The sequence below is a fragment of the Pseudomonas fluorescens genome, assembly GCF_000802965.1.
Classification (GTDB): domain Bacteria; phylum Pseudomonadota; class Gammaproteobacteria; order Pseudomonadales; family Pseudomonadaceae; genus Aquipseudomonas; species Aquipseudomonas fluorescens_A.
On sequence record NZ_JSAK01000038.1, the window covers coordinates 55,756 to 78,374 of the forward strand.

The following is a 22,619-nucleotide window of genomic DNA, read 5'->3' on the forward strand; positions in this document are numbered from 1 at the left end:
AAGCTACGATGCAGGGCTACTGTACGGCCGAAAGGTAGGAGCGAATCCAAAAAATTTCATATTTACATACCAATCCACGCGGGAGTATCAAGTTTACCTTCACAACAGGATGTCCAAAGGCGATTTGGGGGCAAAAAGTTCAATTCCGCGGGGTTGTAAGGCTTCAACTTCCTTCCAGTTTTATTTAAAGATCTCCTTCGGCGTGCTTTCTGTGGGCGCACCGCGAGAACTAAAAATTAGCCTTTGAAGCATCGGTCGAAAATCTACAAATTAGTTCGCAAAAATTCACAGAACTAGTTCGGAGAGCTAGAGAGTCACACAAGAACAGCTAAACAGCTTTTACACATCTGGTTTAACATAATATACATTACACGTAGCGCGATATAATCAATGGCGGGCTCTGCCGAGGTGGTTTTCAATCTGTGCAACAGCAGTTCTCAGAAGTAATCGTGTAAAAAAATGGGAAGTAATCGTGTAAATCATGCCTTTCGCCTCACGTTCACGGATTTGCTTACAGATCACCTGTCCGGCAATCATCTGCGCGCTACAGGCTCTGGCGAGGCCTTTGCGGCCGCTATCTTGCCCGATTTTACGTCATGAGCAGCGAATCCAGATATGTCACCCTTGATCGGCTGATCGTGCACCGTATACGAATTCGCCTATTCGTTTGATTTGAGTAATTTTTTTGGAGACAGCTTGTTCGTTTACGGTATTACTGGTATTGCAGCGTCCACCTACTAGCACGACGCTGTGTGAAATCTACAGCGTTCAGCATGGAGTTGGTGCACGGATTTCAAGGGCTGCCATTCGCGGAAATGAACAGTCCGGCTGATTTACATGCCGATAGGCCGTAGAGCTTCTGCGGCCACTAGCTTCCCTGGGAGCTGCTCCAGAATTTGGTTTGTTGAAAAGCTCAGTAACGTGCGCTGGTCCTCGGCCTGTCCCCGCCCCAAAACCGCATCCACACGTCCGGCCTCATCACGTAGGCCCAGAAGTGCGGTTAGCGTTGTAAACCTGTTTTTTGACTTGTTAACCACTGTAGTTAACAGATCAAAAAACAGGTTTACAGGATGCTAGAGATCGACGCCTTTGAAGCCAGCAAGAAAGCTCTTAGCTGTGAGTTCCATGCTGGTGATAACGTGCGCTTTAGCGATACCATCGCTTGCAAACCGGAACTTTAGGTCTCTTCAAGGTGCAAATTGGTAACTCGAAACCTACAACTCAACTAAACAGTCATTTAGCGTAGTTATAATGTTAGCATCTATAAAATGTCCTTCCACACCCTTCCCGTCAGTCAAAAAATCACTGCAATGGCGAAAATCCCGCAGGCAAATAGATCGTCGATCGCATGTCACACAGTTGCGGACCGGAGTTTTCCGGAGGCCAGACGCCATCCATTACCGCTTGGGTTCGCACTTCCAATCGCTGCTCCAGGGTTGCCCACGGCCAGATGTGGAGGTAACGCGGCAACGCTCCGTCAGTGGCATAAAACGCCGCGTAAACCGGTGAGTACTGCTCGGCTGTTCGCGCTTCTATCGCCTTGGCCCAACCATCGAGCGTCGGTTGCAACCCTGCGCTGACCAGGTCGTAAACACGCATCTCGTAGAACGGTCCGAGTTTGCCGGCGCTCAAGGGCTTGAGGAACGGAAACAAACTGTAGTTCTCAATCCGCAGGTCAGTAATGAACTCGTTGATGCCGAATGCTTCGCCACCCAGCAGGAAGCGCTCGCGCTCCGCTTGCCGCTGGACTTCATCAGCATAACCACGCAACAGCGCAATCTGATTCAACTGGCCGATTTCCGAGGCCCAGCAGCCCATCAGCTCGCCTCCGACCTCTGGCGCGGCCAGGGCTTTCTCGATGCGTGCCAATGCCTGCGCAACAGTGCGAACCCGCACGGTGAAGGTGATCATTTCAAAAAACCGCATGAGTGACTCCGGCTGTTTTCAGCCAACATAGGCTTCGTAGCTTGAAGCCTATGGCAGCGTCGAGCCGCGAGCTATTCAAGCGATCACCATCGCGCTAGGTAGTTTCTTTATGGCTGCGTTTTAGTTCGGGTCGAGCAAACCACCGCTCCAGTTACGCGACAAACGACTGCCGGTAAACTTCGCCACGCCCATGCCTTGGGAGATCAATCGATCCCGATACCGCGTGACCAGTCGCCCGGTTTGCTCGGCATGCAGCACCACTTCAGATGACGGGTCACCCGGCCGGCGCAGAATCCGTGCGAAGCGTTGTCCTTCTTCGACGACATCACCGAGTTCTTTTTCAAAGATCAGCACGCCGGGCTGCGGCGCGAGAATGGTCTCCATGTGGCCCATCTCCACCGCTTCGACAGGCCAGTCTGCCAGCGACCGCGCCTCGTTGATGACGCCATAGCGGCACAGCCAGGCATACAGTCCTTCGGCATCCTGTTCGGCGAACCGATCGTTGACGTCGCCCTGCCCTCTAAGCTCCAGGGTCGCTGCCATGCGTTGCTCGGTCGCGCCGTCGCGAAGCCACGGCGCGATGATGGTTTCTTCGAACGAGCCGTCACCGCCGTCGTCCCAGATGATTGCCACGTCCATTTTCATCGCCGCGGCCAGTTCGCGCCCACGGGGCCAAAAGCTGCGATGCACATAAACATATGGCAGTGCTTCGTCATCGGTGTGCAGGTCGAGCATCACATCTGCGGGAGCCGCCAGTTGCACCAGGCTTTTTTGCCATTGCTGAACGTTGGTTGAAGGTCGCACCATTGCGGCGGACTGGTCGAAGCCACGGTTGAAATTGTGCCCGGTCGCATCGTGGTAACGCCCAAGGATCCGCCCCTGGCGAAACTGGCCGATGCCCAATGGATTCGCCTGCGGTACCACGGTCACACTGCCGTTGAGTCGACCCTCAGCCTCAGCCACCTGAAGACGCTGCATTAATAGATGCAGGACCAGCATCCCGGCGATCTCATCGGCATGCACCCCCGCCTGCAAATGCACGTTCGGCCCGCGAGCATCGCCTTCGAAACGCCAGGCACCGACCTGCACCGAATCGCCGTTGTTATTACGAACGTTGAACGAAACATCCTGCGCCATCTGCTTCCCCTCCCTTCATGAGCGTTAAAAACGTCGTCGCTGTCGAGACTGGAGATTGAACATCTGTTCAACTAAGCTCGCCAACGTGGAACCGCAGCCAAGGAAACGCCTGTGACAAGCAATGCCCCGAAAAACCGCCGCGCCGAACCGGATGAGCGCCGCGAACTGCTAGTTGCCGCGACGCTGCGTTGCCTGGTCCGTGACGGCCATGCCGGTATCTCCGTGCGGCGCATCGCCACCGAAGCCGGGGTTTCGGTTGGCCTGCTCAATCATCATTTCGGCAGCATCGATGCCTTGATCGCCGACACGTACCAAAAGCTCGCCAGCGAACTCACCACTGCCCTCCTCCACGAAATCCAGCAGGTCGGCACACCAGCGGAAAAAATAGATGCATTTCTGGTTGGTTCTTTTTCGCCGCGGGTCATGGATCCGCAATTGCTCGGTGCCTGGGTGGTGTTCTGGAGCCTGATCCGCCATTCCGAACACGTCAGCCAGTCCCATGAAAAAAGCTACGGTGCCTACCTCGATCTGCTGCGTCAGTTGCTCGATGACCTGGCGGCCAGCGAAGACTTCGTGATCCACGACACCCGGCTCGCCGCCATCGGCTTATCGGCGATGCTCGACGGGCTCTGGATCGAGTGGTGCCTCAACCCCGAGACCTTCAGCCCCGCCAACGGGCTCCATATCTGCCGTTGCTGGGTAAAGGGATTGCGACACGGAGCATTCAGCACCCACGACATCCTGTGATGGATGCCGACCGAAGATCATCGCCAGGGTGCCGCTGACCGCGATCAAACCGGCACCGATCATCAACGACACATCCATCAGCGTGCCCCAGATCAGGCTCGACAGCAGGAACGCCCAGATCAATCCCGTGTATTCGAACGGCGCCAGCACCGTGGCCGTGGCGCGCTGGAAACTGGCGAACAACAGGAACTGACCAGCGCCGCCCATCACCCCGGCGACGAGCATGCCCAGCCAGGCAGGCGTGGGTGCCGGTGTGTGGGTCCAGGGCAGCGCCACCATCATGCAGATGACAAACACCACGTTGCTAATCAGCATTTGCTCCAGCACCGAGGTCTGGTTATCGACCTGGCGCAACTGGATGTAGGTGAACGCCCAGCACATCGCGGCCAGCAGCGTCAGCGCAATCGGCAGCGGATCGCTCATGTTGTTGGGCCGGCAGGCAATCACCACGCCGACAAAACCGATGATCAAGGCCAACCACTGCCAACCGCTGACCTGTTCCTTGAGAATGACCGTCGCCAGCACCGTGACCATTATCGGCGCTGAGAAATACAGCGTCGTCATTTCCGCCAAGGTCAGGTCCCGGGCCGCGGTGTAGTACAGCAGCCACGCGGCAATCGACAGCAAGCCGCGCACTACCAACAAACGCCGACTGGACGAACGCCAGGCGCGCTGCACCAGTTGCAAACGTCCCGCCAGCAAACACGCGATCACCACCACGAGCGCGCGCCAGAACAGGATGGTGAACACTGAATAATCAGCCACCAGCCACTTGATGCCCGCGTCCTGCAAGGACAGGAACGCGTATCCCAAAGTGCACAGGCCAATGCCTTGCAACGAGCGGTCAACCGTCCGTGGCGTGCTCATTACGCCGACCTGCGCACGGGCGTGCCGCGCCGCTCGAAGAAGGCAAACAGCGCCTCGATCAGGAATGTCAGGCACACATACACCCCCGCCACCAGCAGCAACGGCTCATAGACTTGCAGGGTCTGGGCCCGAACGACGTTGGCTGCGCCCAGCAAGTCGATCACGGCGATGGTCGACGCCAGCGCCGTGGACTTGAGCAGCATTACGGTCTCCCCGGCCAAGGTCGGTAGCAGCAATCGCAACGCCCGGGGCAATCTCACTCGAAACAGTGATTGGCGCGCAGTCATGCCGAACGCCGAGGCCGCTTCCATTTCACCTTTGGGCACCGCCAGCAGGCCACCGCGAATCACTTCGCCGACATAGGCGCCCACCGACACAACCAGGGCGAAGACGATGTACCAGTAACCGTCGCGCAGATACGGCCAGAGGAAACTGCCACGGATCAGCGGGAACTGCGCAAACAGGCTGCCGAGGCCGTAGTAGAAAATGTAGATCTGGATCAGCAGCGGCGTGCCACGGGTCACGCTGGTGTAGAACAGGCTGACCTTGGCGATCACCTTGTTTTTGGAGATACGCGCCAACGCCACCAACACCGCCAATGCAAAACCGAAGACGCTGGAAATCAACAGAATGACGACGGTGGTCTGCAACCCTCGGCCCAACAGCGACGCATATTCAACTATCCACGTTGGAATCATTTCGCTCACTCAGCCAAAGGCATCCAGCGACGAATGCGTCGCTCAAGCCTTCCCGACAGATAGTTCGACGCCAACGTCACTGCGTAATACAGCGCAGCAGCCGTGAGGTAGAACAACAGATAATGACGCGTCGAACCCGCGCCTTGCTTGGCGGTGTACAACAGTTCGTTGGTGCCGACCACGCTGATCAACGCACTGTCCTTGATCAGGTTGATCCACAGGTTGGCCATCCCCGCGATCGCGTAAGGCGCCATGATCGGCAGCGTAACGCGGCGAAACAGGCCGAAACCGTGCAGGCCGAAAGCCTTGGCCGCTTCGATCTGGCCGTAGGGAATCGCCTGGATCGCAGCGCGGAAAATCTCCGAGGCGTAGGCGCCCTGCACCAGACCGAGCACCACGATCGCCGCCAGTGGGCCGCTGACATTGATCGTGTCGTAACCGAGCCAGGCCATGAACGAGTTGAGCAGCATGGAACCGACGTAATAAAGCAGCAGGATCAGCAGCAGCTCCGGTACGGCGCGAAACAGTGTGGTGTAACCACGGGCCACGGCCGCAATCGGTTTCGGTGCACTCAGTTTGAGACAGGCCACCACCAATCCAATGGCCAACCCGACCACAAAGGCCCCGGCCGATATCTGCAGGGTCATCAAGAGCCCTTTCAACAGCGCCCCGCCCCACCCTTGTTCGCTGAAATTGATCAAATCGAACATTGCTGGCATTAGAATCTCCAGTTGGCAAACGCGATCCCTTTTAGGAGCTGGCTTGCTAGCGATCGCGGTGTGTCAGACGCACCGCGTCGTGGCCATCGCCAGCAAGCCGGCTCCTACATTTTGTGAAAACACCGTCTCACCTTGAAGGAGCTGGCTCCTACTCAGAACGCCGGTTTCACGCTGGTACCGAAATAGCTCTGGGAGAGGTCGTCATAGTCCTTGCTCGCCAGCAGTTCCTGGATCGCCTTGTCGAGTTTGGCCTTGAGTTCGGTGTCGCCCTTGCGCAGGCCCGCGCCCACACCCTTGCCGAAGATCGGGTCGTATGGCACGGCGCCGAGGTATTCGAGGTTGCTGTTGGTGGCATCTGGGGTTTTGACGAAGGCCGCCATGGCCGTGCCATCCGCCATCATCAGGTCGATGCGGCCGGCAATCAGGTCGGCGTTGGCCGAATCCTGGGTGTCGTAATACTTAACGTCGGCAATTTTCTCGTAGTAGGTCTTCAGGTAGCTGGCGCTCACCGTCGAGTTCTGCACGCCGATGGTTTTGCCCTTGAGATCATCCGGATATTTGGTCACGGAAGTGCCTTTGGGGCCGACAATCGCAATCACCGAATCGTAATAAGCCTTGCTGAAGGCGATCTGTTTTTCCCGTTCTTCAGTCACCGACATCGAGGAAAAAATCACGTCGATCTTCTTCGCCAGCAACGACGGAATGATCCCGTCCCACGCCACTTCCTTGATCTCGCATTCGGCTTTCATTTCGCTGCACAGCTTGTGGATCAGGTCGACTTCAAAGCCCTTCCACTCACCGTTGGCCTGTTTCTCGGTGTACGGCGGATAGGGTTCGGCGGCGACCGCGAAGCGGATCGGTTGGGCTTGGGCCGCGCTCATGCCAGCCAGCAATACGCAAGCGGCGCCAGTCAACCAGTGTGCAAAACGTCGATTTCCCATGTTGTTTTCCCGTCTTTTTATTGGTGTTAGCGAGTTTGATGAGCGTTGACGAATTGCCGGCAACGCTCGCTGCGTGGGTGTACGAACACTTCGTCCGGCGAACCGGTTTCCTCGATCAGGCCTTGATGCAGGAAGGCGACTTTGGAAGAGACATCACGTGCGAAAGCCATTTCATGGGTCACCAGGATCATGGTCCGGCCTTCTTCGGCGAGAGAGCGGATCACCCGCAGCACTTCCCCGACCAGTTCCGGGTCGAGTGCCGAGGTGGGTTCATCGAACAGCATGACTTTGGGCCGCATGGCCAAAGCCCGGGCGATGGCCACCCGTTGTTGCTGTCCCCCGGAAAGAAACGCCGGGTATTCGTTGCGCTTTGCCGCCAGCCCCACGCGTTCGAGCAACGCTTCGGCCCGTTCAGTGGCCTCCGCTTTGCTCTCGCGCAGGACCTGGGTCGGCGCTTCGATGAGGTTTTCCAGCACCGTGCGATGGGGCCAGAGATTGAAGTTCTGGAACACCATGCCCAGGCTCGAACGGATGCGCACCAGCTGCTTGGCATCGGACACCAGCGGCGCGCCGGGTCGGGTGTGGTTCAGGTGGATGCTTTCGCCGTCCACCAGAATCCGCCCCTGGTCCGGGACTTCGAGCATGTTGATGCAGCGCAGCAAGGTACTTTTGCCCGAGCCGCTGGCGCCGATCAGCGAGATCACCTCGCCTTCGCGGGCCGTCAGGGACACGCCTTTGAGCACTTCTATATTGCCGAAGCGTTTGTGCAGGCGATCGACTTCGATCATGGTCCGGGCGGCATTCGGCTGAACCGTCGCTTCGCTGGTGACGCGGCTGATCACAGGCCGTGGCGCTTCGCCTTTCAGCACCAAAACAAAATCGCGAATCCGCTGACACGCTTCGGCCAACCGCTCTTCACTGAGGGTGAACGACAGCCGCACAAAACCCTGGGCCGGTTCACCGAATGCGGCGGCATCCAGCACCGACACCCGCGCTTCGCGCAACAACCGCCAGGCGAACTCCAGCGACGTCAGGCCAGTGCCGCGCACGTCCACCAGCACGAACATGCCGGCGTCGGGTTTGAGCACTGAAATCCCCGCACAGTCCGACAGCCCCGCCACCACCAGATCACGCCGACGCCGATAAATGTCGCGCATGCCGTGGGTGACTTCGTCGTGGGCTTCCACCGCTTTCAGTGCGGCTTCCATGACAAACCCCGGCAAGCCGTAAAGCATGCTCAGTACCAGGGTTTCGGCATGCGCTACCAACGTCGGGTCGGCGACGATCCAGCCGGTGCGCCAACCGGTCATGGCATGGGATTTCGACAGACTGCCGATCACCACGCAACGCTCGGCCATGCCCGGCAATGCCGCCAGGCTTAGGTGCTCGCGTTCGAACGCCAGGCTTTCATAGACTTCGTCCACCACCACCCACAGGTCATGGGCGATGGCGAGGTCGGCGATGGCTTGCAGCTCTTCGCGGTTGAGCACCACGCCGGTTGGATTGTTGGGGTTGGAGAGGAAAATCGCTTTGGTGCGCGGGGTAATAGCTTTCGCCAGCACCGCTGCGTCGACGCGAAAATCATCGTCCGCCGAGCACGGCACTCGTACCAGCGTGGCGCCGGAGGCCTTTAGCGTTGCCTCATAGGTGACGTACATCGGATCAAGCGCAATCACTTCGTCGCCCGCGCTGAGCAGGCACATCGAAGTGACGAACAACGCGTTCTGCGCGCCGGCAACGGTGATTACATTGGAGGCTTGCAACTCGCGGTCGAACAGATTGCCGTAACGTGCTGCGATGGCTTCGCGCAGTGCCAGGCGACCGGCGATCTCGGTGTAGTGGGTATCCCCTTCGCGCAGCGCCTCGATGGCGGCGTCGGTGATGAAGTCGGGCGTTGGAAAATCCGGATCGCCAACGCTGAGAATGATCACATCCTCGCCACCGCGCCTCGCTTCAAACGCCGCATTGTGAATATCCCAAGCCGCAACGCCTTGACCTGAGATCCGCTCAACAAAGGGTGAAAACCGCATGCCAGTGCCTCGTTCGAAATGAAGAAACGCAAGCCCGCAACCAGCCGGGAGAGAAGGTGGAACGAAACATAATCCAAGCTGAACACTCGTTCAACAGAAAACTGATGAAGGTGCGTGTTCAGCGTAAACAGGTCGTTTTTACGACAGTCGCGGCGTTTTTGCGTTTTGCTACGCCAGACCATGCAGAAGGCATACGGACGGCTATGCTGCTGTGATGTCCTTTTGGTTGGAACGCGCCCAATGCAATCAGGTACATCCACACGGATGCGGTGCAACCGGATACTGCTGCTCGGCGCAGTGGTCCTCGGCGGTTGTGTACGGCTCGGGCCGGACTTTCAGCCGCCCGCTGAGCCTTGGATCGACCACTGGAACACCCCCGCCCTCGAACACGCCAGTCAACGCGCGCAGTACCCGGATATTCGTCAGTGGTGGCATATCTTCAATGACCCGGTGCTCGACCGGTTAATCGCCGAGTCGGATGCGCACAACTCCAGCCTGAAGATCGCCGGCCTGCGCGTCATGGAAGCCCGCGCGCAATTGGGCATCGCCGAGAGCGGGCGCTACCCGCAGCTGCAACAGATCGCCGCTGACAGTGTGTACATCGACCGCCATCAATCCGGCGGGGACAACCCGGTGGACAGCCATTTGTGGCAACACAGCGCCGGGTTCGATATCGGCTGGGAACTGGACTTCTGGGGCCGTTTCAGCCGTGCCATCGAGGCTGCCGATGCGAGTTATTTCGCCTCTGAAGCCAACTATGACGACGTGCTGGTCCTGCTGCGGGCGCAGGTCGCCGACAGCTATTTTTTCCTGCGCACCACCGAGGCGCGCCTGCGCGTCGCCAATGAAAACGCCAAGCAGCAATATCGCAACTACGAGATCACCGAGAAGCTGTTCAACAGTGGCCAGACCGCCGAACTCGACCTGCAACAAGCCAAGACTCAATACCTGGGCACGTTGAGCACCATCCCCGGCCTGGAAGACCAGCTGTCTCGCACCCGCAATGCGATAGCCGTGTTGATCGGCCAGCCACCCGGTGCGCTGCCACTGGTGGTCGACAACACCGCATTGATCCCGCTGGTGGATCGCGCCGTGCTTCAGGATGTTCCGGCCAATCTTTTGCTGCGCCGGCCGGATGTTCGTGCTGCGGAGTTGAATGTCGCGGCGCAGGGGGCGTTGGTCGGCGTGGCCGAAACCGATTTTTACCCGGCGTTGACGTTGCTGGGCAGCATTGTCTGGTCCACCGATTCCTTGAGCGGAACCTCCCGCAGCCTCGACCTGATCGGTGGTCCGAGCCTGCGCTGGAACGTGTTCGACTATGGCCGCATCAGCAACAACGTGCGCGTGCAGGACGCGCGCTTGCAGCAATTGATCGAAGCCTATCGCGACAAAGTGCGCCAGGCCGCACGCGAGGCAGATGACGCCGCCAACGGCCTGACCCGCTCCTTGCAACGGGAACGCATCCTGCGCGAGGCCGAAAACGCCGCGAAACGCTCGCTGGCGCTGGCCAACACGCTCTACCGCGAAGGTTATTCAGACTTCCAGCGGGTGCTGGATGCCCAGCGAGCGCTGCTCGAACTTCAGGACAGTTACCTGCTCAGCCGTGGCGACGCGGTGAGCAATGTGATTGCTCTTTACAAGGCGTTGGGTGGCGGTTGGTACAGCGCCCAGCCCAAGGTTGATTCCGCCACGCGCCAGCAGATGGAACAACGGACTGACTGGGGCGACCTGCTCAACGACCCGACCGCTGAGCAGCCCGCCTCCCCATTGCCCAATCAGGTGAAAAAACCATGACTGAAGCCGCGCCCTCCCCTCAGCCAGCGCAGCCTGCCGCCGATCCAGCGAAAAAAGGCATCACGTGGGTTTTAGTGTTGATTGTGTTCAGCCTGGCCTGGTACTTGTTGGCTGACCGTTTTACCCCGTACACCCAACAGGCACGCGTGGGTGCGTTTGTGATTCCGGTGGCCGCGGAAGTGGCGGGCCGGGTGATCCGCGTCAACGTGCGCAACAACCAGGATGTGAAGGCCGGCGAGGTGATTTTCGAAGTCGACCCGCAGCCCTACCAGATCGCGGTTGACCGGGCGCGAGCCGACCTGGAATCCACCCGCCGGCAGATCGGCGCCAGCACCGCGGGTATCGCCTCGGCGCAAGCCAGTTTACGCGCGGCGCAAGCCAACGAACTCAAGGCGCGGCAGGACAATCAGCGGCTTGAAGGTTTGTACCGCGAAGACCCTGGAACCGTTTCCGTACGCCTGCTCGAGGTCTCCCGCGCCAGCCGCGATGCGGCCATCAGCCAGGTCGCCGCAGCCCGTGCCGAAGTTCAGCGTGCGAAGGAGCAGGAAGGTGGCAAAGAGGAAGACAACGCCCTGCTGCGCAGCGCTGCCACAGCGTTGTCGAAAGCCGAGCTGGATCTTTCCAACACGCAGGTCCGCGCACGCTCTGCCGGTCTGATCACCGACTTGCGTACGGATGTTGGCCAATTCGCCGCGGCCGGCAACCCGGTCATGACCCTGATTGCGATCCACGATGTGTGGATCAGCGCCGACATGACCGAGAACAACCTCGCCTTGGTCAAACCCGAAACCCCGGTGTCCATTGCCCTCGATGCGCTGCCCGGCGAAGTGTTCCAAGGACGCGTGCGCAGTGTCGGCTACGGTGTCAGCGTCGGCCAACCCGCCGCTCCCGGCAGCCTGCCTACAGTGCAGAACAGCCGGGACTGGCTGCGTCCGGCGCAACGCTTTCCGGTAATCATCGAGTTCTCGCCGGAGTCCGTGTCCATCCTCAAGGATAACCGCGCCATCCGTTCCGGTGGCCAGGCCGAAGTCATGGCCTTCCCTTCCGAAGGCAACGTGCTGAACCCGCTGGGCCGGCTATTTTTGTGGCTGATGAGCTGGCTGTCGTATGCCTACTAAGCGCTCGCCGAGGGTACAGCGCGCACTGCGTCTGGCCAGCGGCACAGCGCTGTGCCTGGCCGCCAGTTTCGGGATGGGGATGCCGATCCCGTTTCTGGCACCGGTGCTGGGTGCGTTGTTGCTGATCAGCGTAAATCGTCCGTTGCCATTCAAGGCCACCCTGGTGCTGGCCCTGACCGCGATGCTCACCACTGGCATCGGCCTGCTGCTGATCCCGTTTCTGCGTTACTACGCTTTCAGCGGCGTGCTCTTGATCGGCCTCTGCCTGCTGATGGTTTTTCGATACGGCCAGCGTGGCGGCAACAACCTGGTCGTCACCTTTCTGGTGATCGGGTTGACCATGATCCCTGCCGCCGGGGTCGCCGATTTCGGTCTGGCGGCGACGGTAATCAAGGCGTTGACCAGCGGGTTGCTGCTGGCAATCCTGATCGGCCGATTGAGTCACTGGCTGTTCCCGGAGCCGGACAATGCGCCGACGCCTCCGCCCGCCCCGGCATTATCGGTGGAAAACGTCGACCGGGTGGCGCTACGGGCAACCCTGATCGTGATGCCGACGTTTCTGTTGGCACTGATCGATCCGGCCAGCTATATGCCCATCGTGCTAAAAGCCGTGAGCCTCGGCCAACAGAGCTCCACCACTAACGCACGTGATGCCGCCCGCGAGTTGATTGGCTCGACCTTGCTCGGCGGCCTGTTGGCGATCCTGTTCTGGACCGCACTGACATTGTTTGTGCACCTGTGGATGTTCTTCCTGTGGATGTTGCTGTTTACCCTGATCATTGCACGCAAGCTCTATGGCCTGAGCCCAGGCCGGTTCAGCCCTGGTTTTTGGCTCAACACCCTGGTCACGCTGATTATCCTGTTGGGCCAATCGGTCCAGGACAGTCTGGCGGGCAAAGACGTCTACACCGCGTTTGCGGTGCGCATGGGGCTGTTCATTGCAGTGACGTTGTATGCCTGCCTGATGGTTTATCTCCTTGAGCAGCGGCAATCGGCACGATCCACTGTGATCACCGAATAACCCGTGGCGAGGGAGCTTGCTCCCGCTGGGTCGCGAAGCGCCCCCCTTCTTTAAAGGGACTGCTGCGCAGTCCAGCGGGAGCAAGCTCCCTCGCCACAAAGGGTTGCGTGATGGGTTTATGGATTGACCTGATAACCCTTGCCCTGCAAGCAACTGATGTACGCCGTCGAAGTGGTCGAGGCGCTGGTTTTCTCCTGTTCGCGTCTATCCTGGCGTTGGCGCGAACCGCCCACTACCACGCCCACCGCAGCGGTTTCTTTGGCGCGGTCCTGGCGGTAGTCCTGTTTGTTATCTTCGTCGGCGCGATCGTAAAACTCGTCGTGCTGGCGCCCGCGCACCTGGGCCCCGGCCGCACCGGCAGCAGCGCCCACGGCGGCACCCTTCACCCGTCCGCCCGACGGTGTCGAGCTGGTCGATGCACTGCTGGCGGCGATGCTGTTGCATTCGTTGATGTCGAGTTGAGTCTGTTGCGAAGTCTGGCCTTTCATCGGCACCACGGTTTGCGCCCATCCCTGGACACTGACAACCGACAATGCGACGCACAGCCCGATGGGCGACAACCTTTTCATGATGACCTCCTGATGGGCGTGGTTCACCCTGAAAGAGTGTAGATCAGCCCTACTCGTCCACTTCCATCACCAGACAGTTTTCTACCCTCAGCGATTTCCGTGTTTGCGCATTCAGAACAATGTCGCGGGGATTCGAATGTGTTGGAGTCCAAACTGTAGGAGCGAGCCTGCTCGCGATGACGTCGGATCAGGCAACATTGATGTTGAATGTGCAGGCCGAATCGCTAGCAAGCCCGCTCCCAAATGATTTTTGTGCCGGTTCGCGATTGGGGGTATGCCCCAATCCCCTGTAGGAGCGTGGCTTGCCCGCGAAGGCGGTTGGTCAGGCAACATCAATGTTGAATGTGCTGGCCTCATCGCGAGCAAGCTTGCTCCTACAAGTTTTGTGGTGGTAATCAGGCATACGTAGGCAGCGGATAGAGCTTGTCATCAAACTGCGCCAGCTTCGGAAACACCAACGGCTGATCATCACTCAGATGCTGCAGCCGCTGGCTGTAATCAACCAGAAACTGCCGACGCGCCTCGTCACTGATATACGGCACATGCCACGCCACAAACGGCTCCAGCACGTCGAAGCCAACATACGCCAACGTCCCACGCAATATCGGCCGCAACATGTCCTCTAACGGGCCATGGATCGCTTCCTCGCCAAACATGTGTTCACGCCCACCCAACGTCACGGTCACCAATGCCTTTTTGCCGGCCAAACCACCCTGATCATAGAAACGCTTGCCGCCATAGCAGATGCCCGACACCAGCACCCGATCAATCCAGCCCTTGAGCATCGCCGGTGCCGAGAACCAGAAGATCGGGAAGTTGAGGATCAGCAGGTCGGCCCACAGCAGTTTGTCCAGTTCGGCCTGAATGTCTGCCGCTAGCGACTGACTCTTCACACCCAAACGTTGTTCCAGTGCATAGACCAGATACTCGGGGTTTTCCCGCGAAGAGAAGTCATCAGCGCTGGCCACCGGGTTCCAGTTCATTTTGTACAGGTCGCTGACCTGGACTTCGTGACCCTGGGCTTCAAGCGTCGCAATCGCCTGATCACGCAAGGCAGCGGTAAAGGATTGTGGCTCTGGATGAGCGTGGACGATCAGTACTTTCATGGTGATTCCTTAGACTTTTTCCAGCGTAGGGTTTGAATTCGGGATGGCGCGGCTCGCCAGCAAGCGGTCGAGCCAGTCCGGGTCCATTTGCGGTTCGGAGGAGAACAGCAGTCCGGTGTAATCCTGGTGCGGCGGGGTGAAAATGGCGCTGCGCGAACCATGGTCGACCACCCTGCCCCGTTGCATCACCAGCACTTCATCGGCAATCGCCCGCACCGTGGCAACGTCGTGTGTAATGAACAGGTAGGCGACGCCGAGTTGTTGCTGGATACGGTTGAGCAACTTGAGTACGCCTTCGGCCACCAGTTGATCGAGGGCCGAGGTGACTTCGTCGCAGATGATCAACTGCGGGTCGGCGGCCAACGCCCGCGCGATGCAAACCCGCTGTTTCTGCCCACCAGACAATTCCCGCGGCTGACGCTCCATGAACGTCGCCGGGTCGAGCTCGATCATCTCCAGCAATTCGGCCACCCGCGCGCGCATGGCCTTGCCCTTGAGCCCCAGATAAAACGTTAGCGGTCGGCCAATGATATCGACGATGCGCTGGCGCGGGTTCAGCGCCGTGTCGGGGATCTGGTAGATCATCTGAATGCGCCGCAGTTGCTCCTTGCTGCGTTGACGAAAGTCCGCCGGCAGTGGCTGGCCGTCGTACAGCACCTCACCATAAGTCGGTGGCAGCAAACCGGTGATCAGCCGCGCCGTGGAGCTTTTGCCGCTACCCGATTCGCCGATCACCGCCAAGGTCTGACCGCGATAGAGCTTCAGCGAAACGTCATGCAGCACCGGTTGTTGACCGTAACTGGCGCAACTTTTGCGCAGTTCAAGTAGTGGCTGTTCCTGCTGCGGACACGCCTTGGGTTCGGTGCGGAAACTGCGCACCGCCCACAACGACTTGGTGTATTCCTCCTGCGGATCGCCGAGCATCTTGCGGGTCTCGGCTTCTTCCACCAGTTTGCCGTGGCGCAGCACCATGATCCGGTCGGCCATTTGCGCCACCACCGCCAGGTCGTGGCTGATGTAGATCGCCGCGCTGCCGTAGGTCTTCACCGCATCGCGAATCGCCGCCAGCACTTCGATCTGGGTGGTGACGTCCAGCGCCGTGGTCGGTTCGTCGAAGATAATCAGGTCCGGATGGCAGGCCATCGCCATGGCCGTCATTACGCGCTGCAACTGACCGCCAGACACTTGATGCGGGTAACGCTGGCCGATCTGCTCGGGATTGGGCAGGCGCAAAACGCGATACAACGCCACCGCTTCGGCCATGGCCTGGGCGCGGCTCATGCCGCCGTTCTTCACTGCCGTTTCCACGTGCTGATCAATCAACCGATGGGCCGGGTTGAACGAAGCGGCTGCACTCTGCGCCACGTAGGCAATACGCAAGCCACGCAACTTGCGCAGGGCTTCAGGTTTGGCGTTCAGCAGGTCGATCCCGTCAAAATGCACCGAGCCGCCGGTGATTTTGCAGCCGTCACGGGTGTAGCCCATGGCGGACAAACCGAGGGTCGATTTGCCCGCGCCGGACTCACCGATCAGCCCCAGCACCTCACCGCGTTGCAGCGTCAGGTCAATGCCCTTGATCAGCGGATGCCACGCGTCTTCGTAGTGACCTTCAATGTGCAGATTGCGAATTTCCAGCAATGGTTTTGATGTCGTCATGTTCAGCATTCCTTGAGGCCGCTGGATTTGTGCAGCATCCAGTCGACGACGAAGTTGACGCTGACCGTGATCAACGCCACGGCCAGGGCGGGCAGCAACGGGCTGATGTCGCCAAAGGTGATCAGTACGGCGTTGTCGCGCACCATGCTGCCCCAATCGGCGGTGGGCGGCTGGATGCCCAGGCCGAGAAACGACAGCGCACTGATGAACAGGAACACGAAGCAGAAACGCAGGCCGAACTCGGCAATCAACGGCGCCGCCGCGTTCGGCAACACTTCGCGGGTCACCAGCCACCACAGGCCTTCACCGCGCAGGCGCGCCGCTTCGACGAAGTCCTGCACCACGACGTTCATCGCCACCGCCCGAGACAGGCGAAACACCCGAGTCGCGTCCAACAGCGCGATCACCAACACCAGCGAAGTGGCAGTAGTGCCGACCACGCTGAGAATCAGCAAGGCAAAGATCAATTGCGGAATCGCCATCAGGATGTCCACCACCCGCGACAAACCCTGATCGACCCAACCGCCCTTGATCGCTGCGACCAGACCGCTCAATCCGCCGAGCAGGAACGCCAACACCGTGGTCAGGAAGGCAATGCCCAGGGTATTGCGCGCGCCGTAAACGAGACGGCTGAACATGTCGCGCCCGAGGTTATCGGTGCCCAACAGGAACTGCCCGCCCCACGGCGCGAAACCCTCGCCCACCACCTGGGTTTCGCCGAACGGCGCCAACACCGGGGCGAATAGCGCCACCAAAATGTACGCAACGATCACCAGCAATCCGAACTTGGCACTCAGCGGCGCCCGGAGCAATTGTTTAAGCAGGCTCATGGTCTACCCCTTTGGATGCATCAGGCGTGGGTTGCTGGCAATCGACAGCACATCGGCGCTGGTATTGAGCAGGATGTAGGTCGCGGCAAAGATCAGGCTGCAGGCCTGCACCACCGGGATATCGCGCTTGGCCACCGAGTCCACCAGCAACTGACCGAGGCCCGGATAGACGAACACCACTTCAACCACCACCACGCCCACCACCAGGTACGCGAGGTTCAGCGCCACCACGTTGACGATCGGTGCAAGGGCGTTAGGCAAGGCGTGACGGAAGATGATTCGCGACTGGCTGATGCCCTTGAGTCGAGCCATTTCGATGTACGGACTGGCCAGCAGATTGATCAGTGAGACACGAGTCATGCGCATCATCTGCGCGATCACCACCAGGCTCAGGGTCGCCACCGGCAGCACCGAGCGTTCCAGTACTTCACCCAGCGTGGCGTTCGGTGAAAGATTGGAGATGCTCGGGAACCAGTTGAGCTTCACCGCGAACACCAGAATCAGGATGTAGGCGACGAAAAACTCCGGGAACGACACTGCACTCAGCGCCGAGGTGTTGAGCAAGCGGTCGAACCAGCTATTGCGGTACAACGCGGCGAGCATCCCCAGCAACAATGCCAAAGGCACCGACACCAGTGCCGCCAGCAGCGCCAGGCTGAAGGTGTTGCCCAGTCGCGCGCCGACCAGATCGGAAATCGGCCGCTGGTTGGCCAGCGACACACCGAGGTCGCCTTGCAGCAGGTTCCAGATCCAGTGCCCGAAACGGGTGAGCGGCGGCAAGTCCAGGCCTAGTTGAGCGCGATAGGCCGCCACGGTTTCCGGGGTGGCGGACTGGCCGAGCATGGCCTGGGCGATGTCGCCCGGGAGCAGGCCGACCGCGAGGAAGATGATCACTGAAACGGCGAACAGGGACAGCAGGCCCAGGGCCAGACGCTGCCCCAACAGCTTGAAAATACTTCTCATCGTGCAGTTCCTTGAATTGGGCACGCCTTTTAAGACTGCGTACTACTCCTGTAGGAGTGAGCCTGCTCGCGATGGCGGTGGATCAGCCAACATCAATTTTGACTGTGCCGCCGCCATCGCGAGCAGGCTCGCTCCTACAGTGGGTCTTCATTGTTTGATAGATCCCGGTGTCAGGCCTGCCACCACCGCTCAATCACCCGCAATCCATCCAGTTCGCCATACGGCGCGGTCTGCCCACCGTGAGCGACCTTGTTGGAACGCGCCGCCACCGAACTGGCAAACAACGGCACGATCGCCCCGCCGTCATCGCGGCACAGCGACTGCATTTCGTTGTACATCTCGCGGCGCAGCGGGTCGTTCATCTCACCTCTGGCGGCGTTGAGCAGTTGATTGAAGCGCGGGTTGTCCCAGTGGGTTTCGTTCCATGCAGCACCCTTGGCATAACCGATGCTGAACATGCGGTCGGCGGTCAGGCTGCTGTACCAGAACGACGTGGTGAAGGGTTGCTTCATCCAGACGTTGGTGAAGAAACCGTCGGCCGGTTCGCGCACCACATCGATGTCGATCCCCGCCGCTCGCGCCTGTTCCTTGAACAGCACCGACGCATCCACCGCGCCGCTGTACGCCGCATCGGAGGCTTGCAGGCGCACCTTGAGCGAATCCAGGCCAGCCTTTTTCAGGTGGAAGCGCGACTTGTCCGGATCGTAGGTACGTTGTTCAAGGGCGGTGTTGATGAAACGGCTGCCCGGCTGAATCGGGTGATCGTTGCCGACCAGTCCATAGCCGTACAGCACCGAGGCCAGCAGGGTTTCACGATTGATCGCGTGCTTCATCGCCAGGCGCACGTCGTTGTTCTGGAACACCTGGCTGTCGGTGAGCATCGGGAAGGTGTAGTGCTGCGCGCCCTTGGTTTCTTCGATGACCAGGTTCGGGTTGCGCTTGAGCAGCGCCACGGTTTTCAGGTCGACCTTGTTGATCACGTCCACTTGCCCGGTGACCAACGCATTGATGCGCGCGGCACCATCGCCAATGGCGATCAGCTCGGCGCCGGCGAAGTGCGCCCGCCCCGCTTTCCAGTAATCCGGACTGCGTTCCAGGGTCATGCGCACACCCGGCTCGAAGTCTTTGAGACGATAACCACCCGTGCCGACACCGGCCTGCCAGTCGGGCACGCCGTCCTTGCTCGGCATGATCACCAGATGGTAATCGGCGACCACGTAGGTGAAATCGGCGTTGCCGGATTTCAGCTCGAACACCACGCTGTCGCTGCCGTTGGCGCTGACCTTGGCCACATCGCCCAACACGGTTTTGGCCGCCGAGCTGGATTTATCGCCAAGGTGATGCTGGATCGAGGCGACCACATCGTCGGCGGTCAGGGTCTTGCCGTTGTGGAAGGTCACGCCCTGGCGCAGTTTGAAGGTCCAGACACGCGCGTCTGGGGTCGAGGTCCAGCTTTCAGCCAGTTCGGGGATCGCCGTGCCATCGACGGCGATTTCGGTCAGGGTGTTATAGATCGCCGAGAACCCGACGAAGGTGAACGTATCGACCCAGGAACCGGGGTCTTTCGAGTCGGTGGTGCTGCCGCCGGCCAGCCCCAATCGCAGCACGCCACCTGGTTTTGGCGTCGCTTCGGCAGCCATCGCGCCAAACGGCAGGCCTATGGAAAACGCGCCTGCCAACGCTGCTGCCGCTGCGCTGTACTTCAAGAAGTCGCGACGCGGAAAGCTGAATTCATGGTTCGCTTGAGTAATCTTGTTTTTGTTATCGCTCATTGCATTGCCCCTGTGAAAACCTAAGGAAATACCCGTTCAAAACCACGCAAGACACCGGGCCATGGCCCGGTGCGAACAACCCTTGAATCGTTAACCGTCACACCTGGATCGCCTTCACTTCGATGAATTCGCTGAGCCCCTCTTCCCCCCATTCACGTCCATTGCCGGATTGTTTGTAGCCGCCGAATGGCGCCTGATAATTGAACGCCGCGCCGTTGAGGAAGCATTGGCCCGCGCGCAGTTGTCGCCCCAATTGCAAGGCGCGCTCGGCACTGCCGGCCCAGACACCGCTGGACAGGCCGAATGGCGAGTCATTGGCGATCTGGATCGCTTGCGCCTCATCGGCGTAGGGAATCAGGCACAGCACCGGGCCGAAGATTTCTTCCTGGGCGATGCGCATACGGTTGTCGACGTCGGCGAACAGCGTCGGGCTGACGTAAAAGCCGCGTTCGAAAGCCAGCGCCGAATCGCCGCCGCACAGCAGGCGTGCGCCTTCGGACTGACCCACACGAATGTAATCCTGTACCGTGCGGCGTTGCCCCGCCGAACACATCGGGCCAAGGAAGCTTTGCGGATCGAGCGGATCGCCCATGCGCAGGCTCAGGGTTTCTTCCAGTGCGATATCCAGTGCTTCGGCATAACGGCTGGCCGGCAGCAACATGCGGGTCAACGCGGTGCAGGTCTGCCCGGAGTTGATCATCACGTCCTGCACGCCATAACGCACAGCGGCCGCCAGATCCGCGTCTTCGGCAATCAGCAGCGGCGACTTGCCGCCCAGTTCCAGGCACACGCGTTTCACTGACGGAGCCGCCGCCTGCGCAACGCGCACCCCGGCGCCGGTGGAACCGGTGAACGACACCATGTCCACGTCCGGGTGCCTGGCCAACGCTTCGCCGACCTTCGAGCCCGGACCACTGACCAGGTTGAAGACCCCGGCGGGCAAGCCGATCGCTTCGATCATTTCGGCCAACAGGAACGCATGCAGTGGCGTTTCCTGGCTCGGCTTGACCACCACCGTGCAACCCGCCGCCAAGGCTGGAGCGAGTTTGCCGATCAACTGGTGCAACGGGTAATTCCACGGGTTGATGAAGGCACAGACACCGACGGCCTCGCGGATCACCAGCGAGTTGCCGACTTCACGCACTTCGTCCATCAAACCGGCGAGTTCGACGTACTGCTCCAGGCCTATGATCGGCCCGTCCACTTGCACCGAACGGCACCACTGCACCGGCATGCCCAGTTCGGTGGTGATCACGGTGGCCATTTCATCGGCTCGGAATTTCAGTTGTTCCGCCAACGCGCGGATGAAACCGGCGCGCACGCTGGATGGCGTGCGTGACCATGAAGCGAAAGCCTTGCGCGCCGCGGCCACAGCGTTGTCGACATCGCGCTCATCGCCCAACGGCACGCTGCCGGCCACTTCTTCGGTGGCCGGGTTGATCACCTCGGCGATGCCCTGTCCCGACGGGATCTGCCAGCGACCATCAATAAACAGTGCGGTGTGATTAAGCATGTACCTGAGCCTCCATCAATTCTTCGGCGCAACGGGCGATGCGCTGGCAGGCCTCACGCAGCGGCGCAGCCCCCACCACCAACCCGAGGCGAATGTGCCCGGCCGCGCTCGGACCAAAGGCCTCACCGGCCAATACCGAGACGCCGTGGCGATCAAGCAGCCGATCGGCAAACGCCTGGGCGCTGAGCCCGGTTTCGCGGATATCGACCATCACGAACATGCCGCCATCGGGCTTCAACGCACATACGCCGGGAACATCCTCCAGGCTCTCGCACACCAGGTCTCGGCGTTGGCGATAGGCTTCGCGCATGGCTTCAAGTTCCGGCAAATTGCTTTCCAGCGCCACCACGGCGGCGTCCTGAATAAAGTCCGGCGAGCCGTACAACATGCACAGCGCGAGGTTTTCCAGGTGCGCGGACAGTGATGGCGGCGCCACCACCCAACCGACGCGCCAACCGGTCATGGCGTGGGATTTCGACAGGCTGTTGAGCGTCGCGGTGCGTTCAGCCATGCCCGGCAAACTCGCCGGGCTGACGTGTTCGCCGTCAAACAGCAGCTCGCTGTAGACCTCGTCGGAAATCAGCCACAGATCATGGGCGATGCACAGTTCGGCCAAGGCTTCCCAAGTGCTTCGCGGCAGGCTCGCACCCGATGGGTTGTGCGGACTGTTCAGTGCCAGTGCGCGGGTACGCGGGGTGATGCGGGCGGCGACCTCTTCGGGCAGCACGCGGAATCCGTTTTCCGAACGCACCGGCACTGGCACCACTTTGGCGCCACACGCGCCGAATACGGCTTCGTAGGTGACGTACATCGGTTCGGCGACGATCACTTCATCGCCCGGATTGAGCACGCACTGGGCCACGCTGAATAGCGCGCATTGCGCACCGGCCAGTACCGTGACTTGGTCGGCCGAAACCAGTTGGCCGCTGCGTTGCCGGTGGCGCTGGGCGATGGCTTCACGCAAGGCACGTTTGCCACGCACCTCGGCGTAGTGAGTGTTACCGGACAGCAGACTGTCGATGGCGCCCTGGATGATCGGTTGCGGCGTGTCGAAATCCGGGTCGCCCACCGATAGCAGCAAAATATCCTGGCCCTGCTCGCGCAAGGCCAACGCGCGGTAGTGAATGTCCCAGGCGGCAGCGCCGTCACCGGCAATACGTTGAGTCAGATCGGAAAAGCGCATGGCCCTATTCCCCGTAATGAAGGTTGAAC

At 60.0% G+C, this 22,619-nt stretch carries 18 protein-coding genes and 1 pseudogene; 4 read left to right on the forward strand and 15 right to left on the reverse strand.

Features of this window, described 5'->3' with window-relative positions; translation table 11 throughout:
• Positions 1-1,302: 1,302 nt before the first annotated feature.
• Complete coding sequence (locus tag NL64_RS27120) at positions 1,303-1,926, reverse strand: NIPSNAP family protein (RefSeq protein WP_034151136.1); 624 nt, start codon at positions 1,924-1,926, stop codon at positions 1,303-1,305.
• 120 nt (positions 1,927-2,046) lie between these two features.
• Positions 2,047-3,063 (reverse strand): succinylglutamate desuccinylase/aspartoacylase domain-containing protein, encoded by a 1,017-nt coding sequence (locus NL64_RS27125; RefSeq protein ID WP_034151137.1) that lies wholly within the window; start codon positions 3,061-3,063, stop codon positions 2,047-2,049.
• A gap of 222 nt (positions 3,064-3,285) precedes the next feature.
• Here NL64_RS27125 and NL64_RS29920 point away from each other — a divergent pair.
• A pseudogene (locus NL64_RS29920) lies at positions 3,286-3,714 on the forward strand (TetR family transcriptional regulator C-terminal domain-containing protein); the annotation flags it as partial.
• Here NL64_RS29920 and NL64_RS30795 read toward each other — a convergent pair.
• The 5 genes from NL64_RS30795 to NL64_RS30930 form a co-directional block, all read right to left on the reverse strand.
• The gene (locus tag NL64_RS30795; RefSeq protein ID WP_052321319.1) at positions 3,670-4,677 is read right to left on the reverse strand and encodes a DMT family transporter; all 1,008 of its coding nucleotides are present in this window, start codon (positions 4,675-4,677) and stop codon (positions 3,670-3,672) included. The pseudogene NL64_RS29920 and the gene NL64_RS30795 sit on opposite strands and share 45 nt — an antisense overlap.
• Entirely contained in the window at positions 4,677-5,375 is a 699-nt protein-coding gene (locus NL64_RS27140) for an ABC transporter permease subunit (protein WP_034151167.1), read from the reverse strand. Before NL64_RS27140 ends, NL64_RS30795 begins: the two co-directional genes overlap by 1 nt.
• 5 nt (positions 5,376-5,380) lie before the next feature.
• Entirely contained in the window at positions 5,381-6,094 is a 714-nt protein-coding gene (locus NL64_RS27145; protein ID WP_034151139.1) for an ABC transporter permease, read from the reverse strand.
• 152 nt (positions 6,095-6,246) lie between these two features.
• Complete coding sequence (locus NL64_RS27150; protein ID WP_034151140.1) at positions 6,247-7,035, reverse strand: transporter substrate-binding domain-containing protein; 789 nt, start codon at positions 7,033-7,035, stop codon at positions 6,247-6,249.
• Positions 7,036-7,061: 26 nt separating this feature from the next.
• Positions 7,062-9,065 (reverse strand): aminotransferase class I/II-fold pyridoxal phosphate-dependent enzyme, encoded by a 2,004-nt coding sequence (locus NL64_RS30930; RefSeq protein ID WP_034151141.1) that lies wholly within the window; start codon positions 9,063-9,065, stop codon positions 7,062-7,064.
• Between the two features lie 264 nt (positions 9,066-9,329).
• On the opposite strand from NL64_RS30930, the gene NL64_RS27160 reads away from it, so the two are divergent.
• Genes NL64_RS27160 through NL64_RS27170 form a run of 3 tightly spaced genes read left to right on the forward strand, consistent with a single transcriptional unit; the run spans position 9,330 to position 12,998 of the window.
• Positions 9,330-10,859 (forward strand): efflux transporter outer membrane subunit, encoded by a 1,530-nt coding sequence (locus NL64_RS27160; protein ID WP_034151142.1) that lies wholly within the window; start codon positions 9,330-9,332, stop codon positions 10,857-10,859.
• Positions 10,856-11,977 (forward strand): HlyD family secretion protein, encoded by a 1,122-nt coding sequence (locus NL64_RS27165; RefSeq protein WP_034151143.1) that lies wholly within the window; start codon positions 10,856-10,858, stop codon positions 11,975-11,977. Before NL64_RS27160 ends, NL64_RS27165 begins: the two co-directional genes overlap by 4 nt.
• On the forward strand, positions 11,967-12,998 hold the full coding sequence (locus tag NL64_RS27170) for a DUF2955 domain-containing protein (RefSeq protein ID WP_034151144.1): 1,032 nt from the start codon (positions 11,967-11,969) through the stop codon (positions 12,996-12,998). The genes NL64_RS27165 and NL64_RS27170 overlap by 11 nt, the downstream gene beginning before the upstream one ends.
• 116 nt (positions 12,999-13,114) lie before the next feature.
• Here NL64_RS27170 and NL64_RS27175 read toward each other — a convergent pair whose 3' ends face one another.
• From NL64_RS27175 to NL64_RS27210, 8 genes are all read right to left on the reverse strand, one after another.
• Positions 13,115-13,567: a YMGG-like glycine zipper-containing protein gene (locus NL64_RS27175; RefSeq protein ID WP_034151145.1), complete on the reverse strand. Its 453-nt coding sequence runs from the start codon at positions 13,565-13,567 to the stop codon at positions 13,115-13,117.
• 395 nt (positions 13,568-13,962) lie between these two features.
• The gene (locus tag NL64_RS27180; RefSeq protein ID WP_034151146.1) at positions 13,963-14,673 is read right to left on the reverse strand and encodes an NAD(P)H-dependent oxidoreductase; all 711 of its coding nucleotides are present in this window, start codon (positions 14,671-14,673) and stop codon (positions 13,963-13,965) included.
• A gap of 9 nt (positions 14,674-14,682) precedes the next feature.
• A complete protein-coding gene (locus tag NL64_RS27185; RefSeq protein ID WP_155292796.1) occupies positions 14,683-16,329 on the reverse strand; it encodes an ABC transporter ATP-binding protein in 1,647 nt (548 codons plus the stop codon).
• A gap of 2 nt (positions 16,330-16,331) precedes the next feature.
• Positions 16,332-17,159 carry an ABC transporter permease gene (locus tag NL64_RS30270; protein ID WP_034151148.1) on the reverse strand — a complete coding sequence of 276 codons (828 nt, stop codon included), beginning with the start codon at positions 17,157-17,159 and terminating at the stop codon, positions 16,332-16,334.
• Positions 17,160-17,162: 3 nt separating this feature from the next.
• On the reverse strand, positions 17,163-18,122 hold the full coding sequence (locus NL64_RS30275; protein ID WP_034151149.1) for an ABC transporter permease: 960 nt from the start codon (positions 18,120-18,122) through the stop codon (positions 17,163-17,165).
• Between the two features lie 170 nt (positions 18,123-18,292).
• Complete coding sequence (locus NL64_RS27200; RefSeq protein WP_034151150.1) at positions 18,293-19,894, reverse strand: ABC transporter substrate-binding protein; 1,602 nt, start codon at positions 19,892-19,894, stop codon at positions 18,293-18,295.
• Positions 19,895-19,991: 97 nt separating this feature from the next.
• Positions 19,992-21,407: an aldehyde dehydrogenase family protein gene (locus tag NL64_RS27205; RefSeq protein ID WP_034151151.1), complete on the reverse strand. Its 1,416-nt coding sequence runs from the start codon at positions 21,405-21,407 to the stop codon at positions 19,992-19,994.
• On the reverse strand, positions 21,400-22,590 hold the full coding sequence (locus tag NL64_RS27210; RefSeq protein ID WP_034151152.1) for a pyridoxal phosphate-dependent aminotransferase: 1,191 nt from the start codon (positions 22,588-22,590) through the stop codon (positions 21,400-21,402). Before NL64_RS27210 ends, NL64_RS27205 begins: the two co-directional genes overlap by 8 nt.
• Positions 22,591-22,619 lie beyond the last annotated feature (29 nt).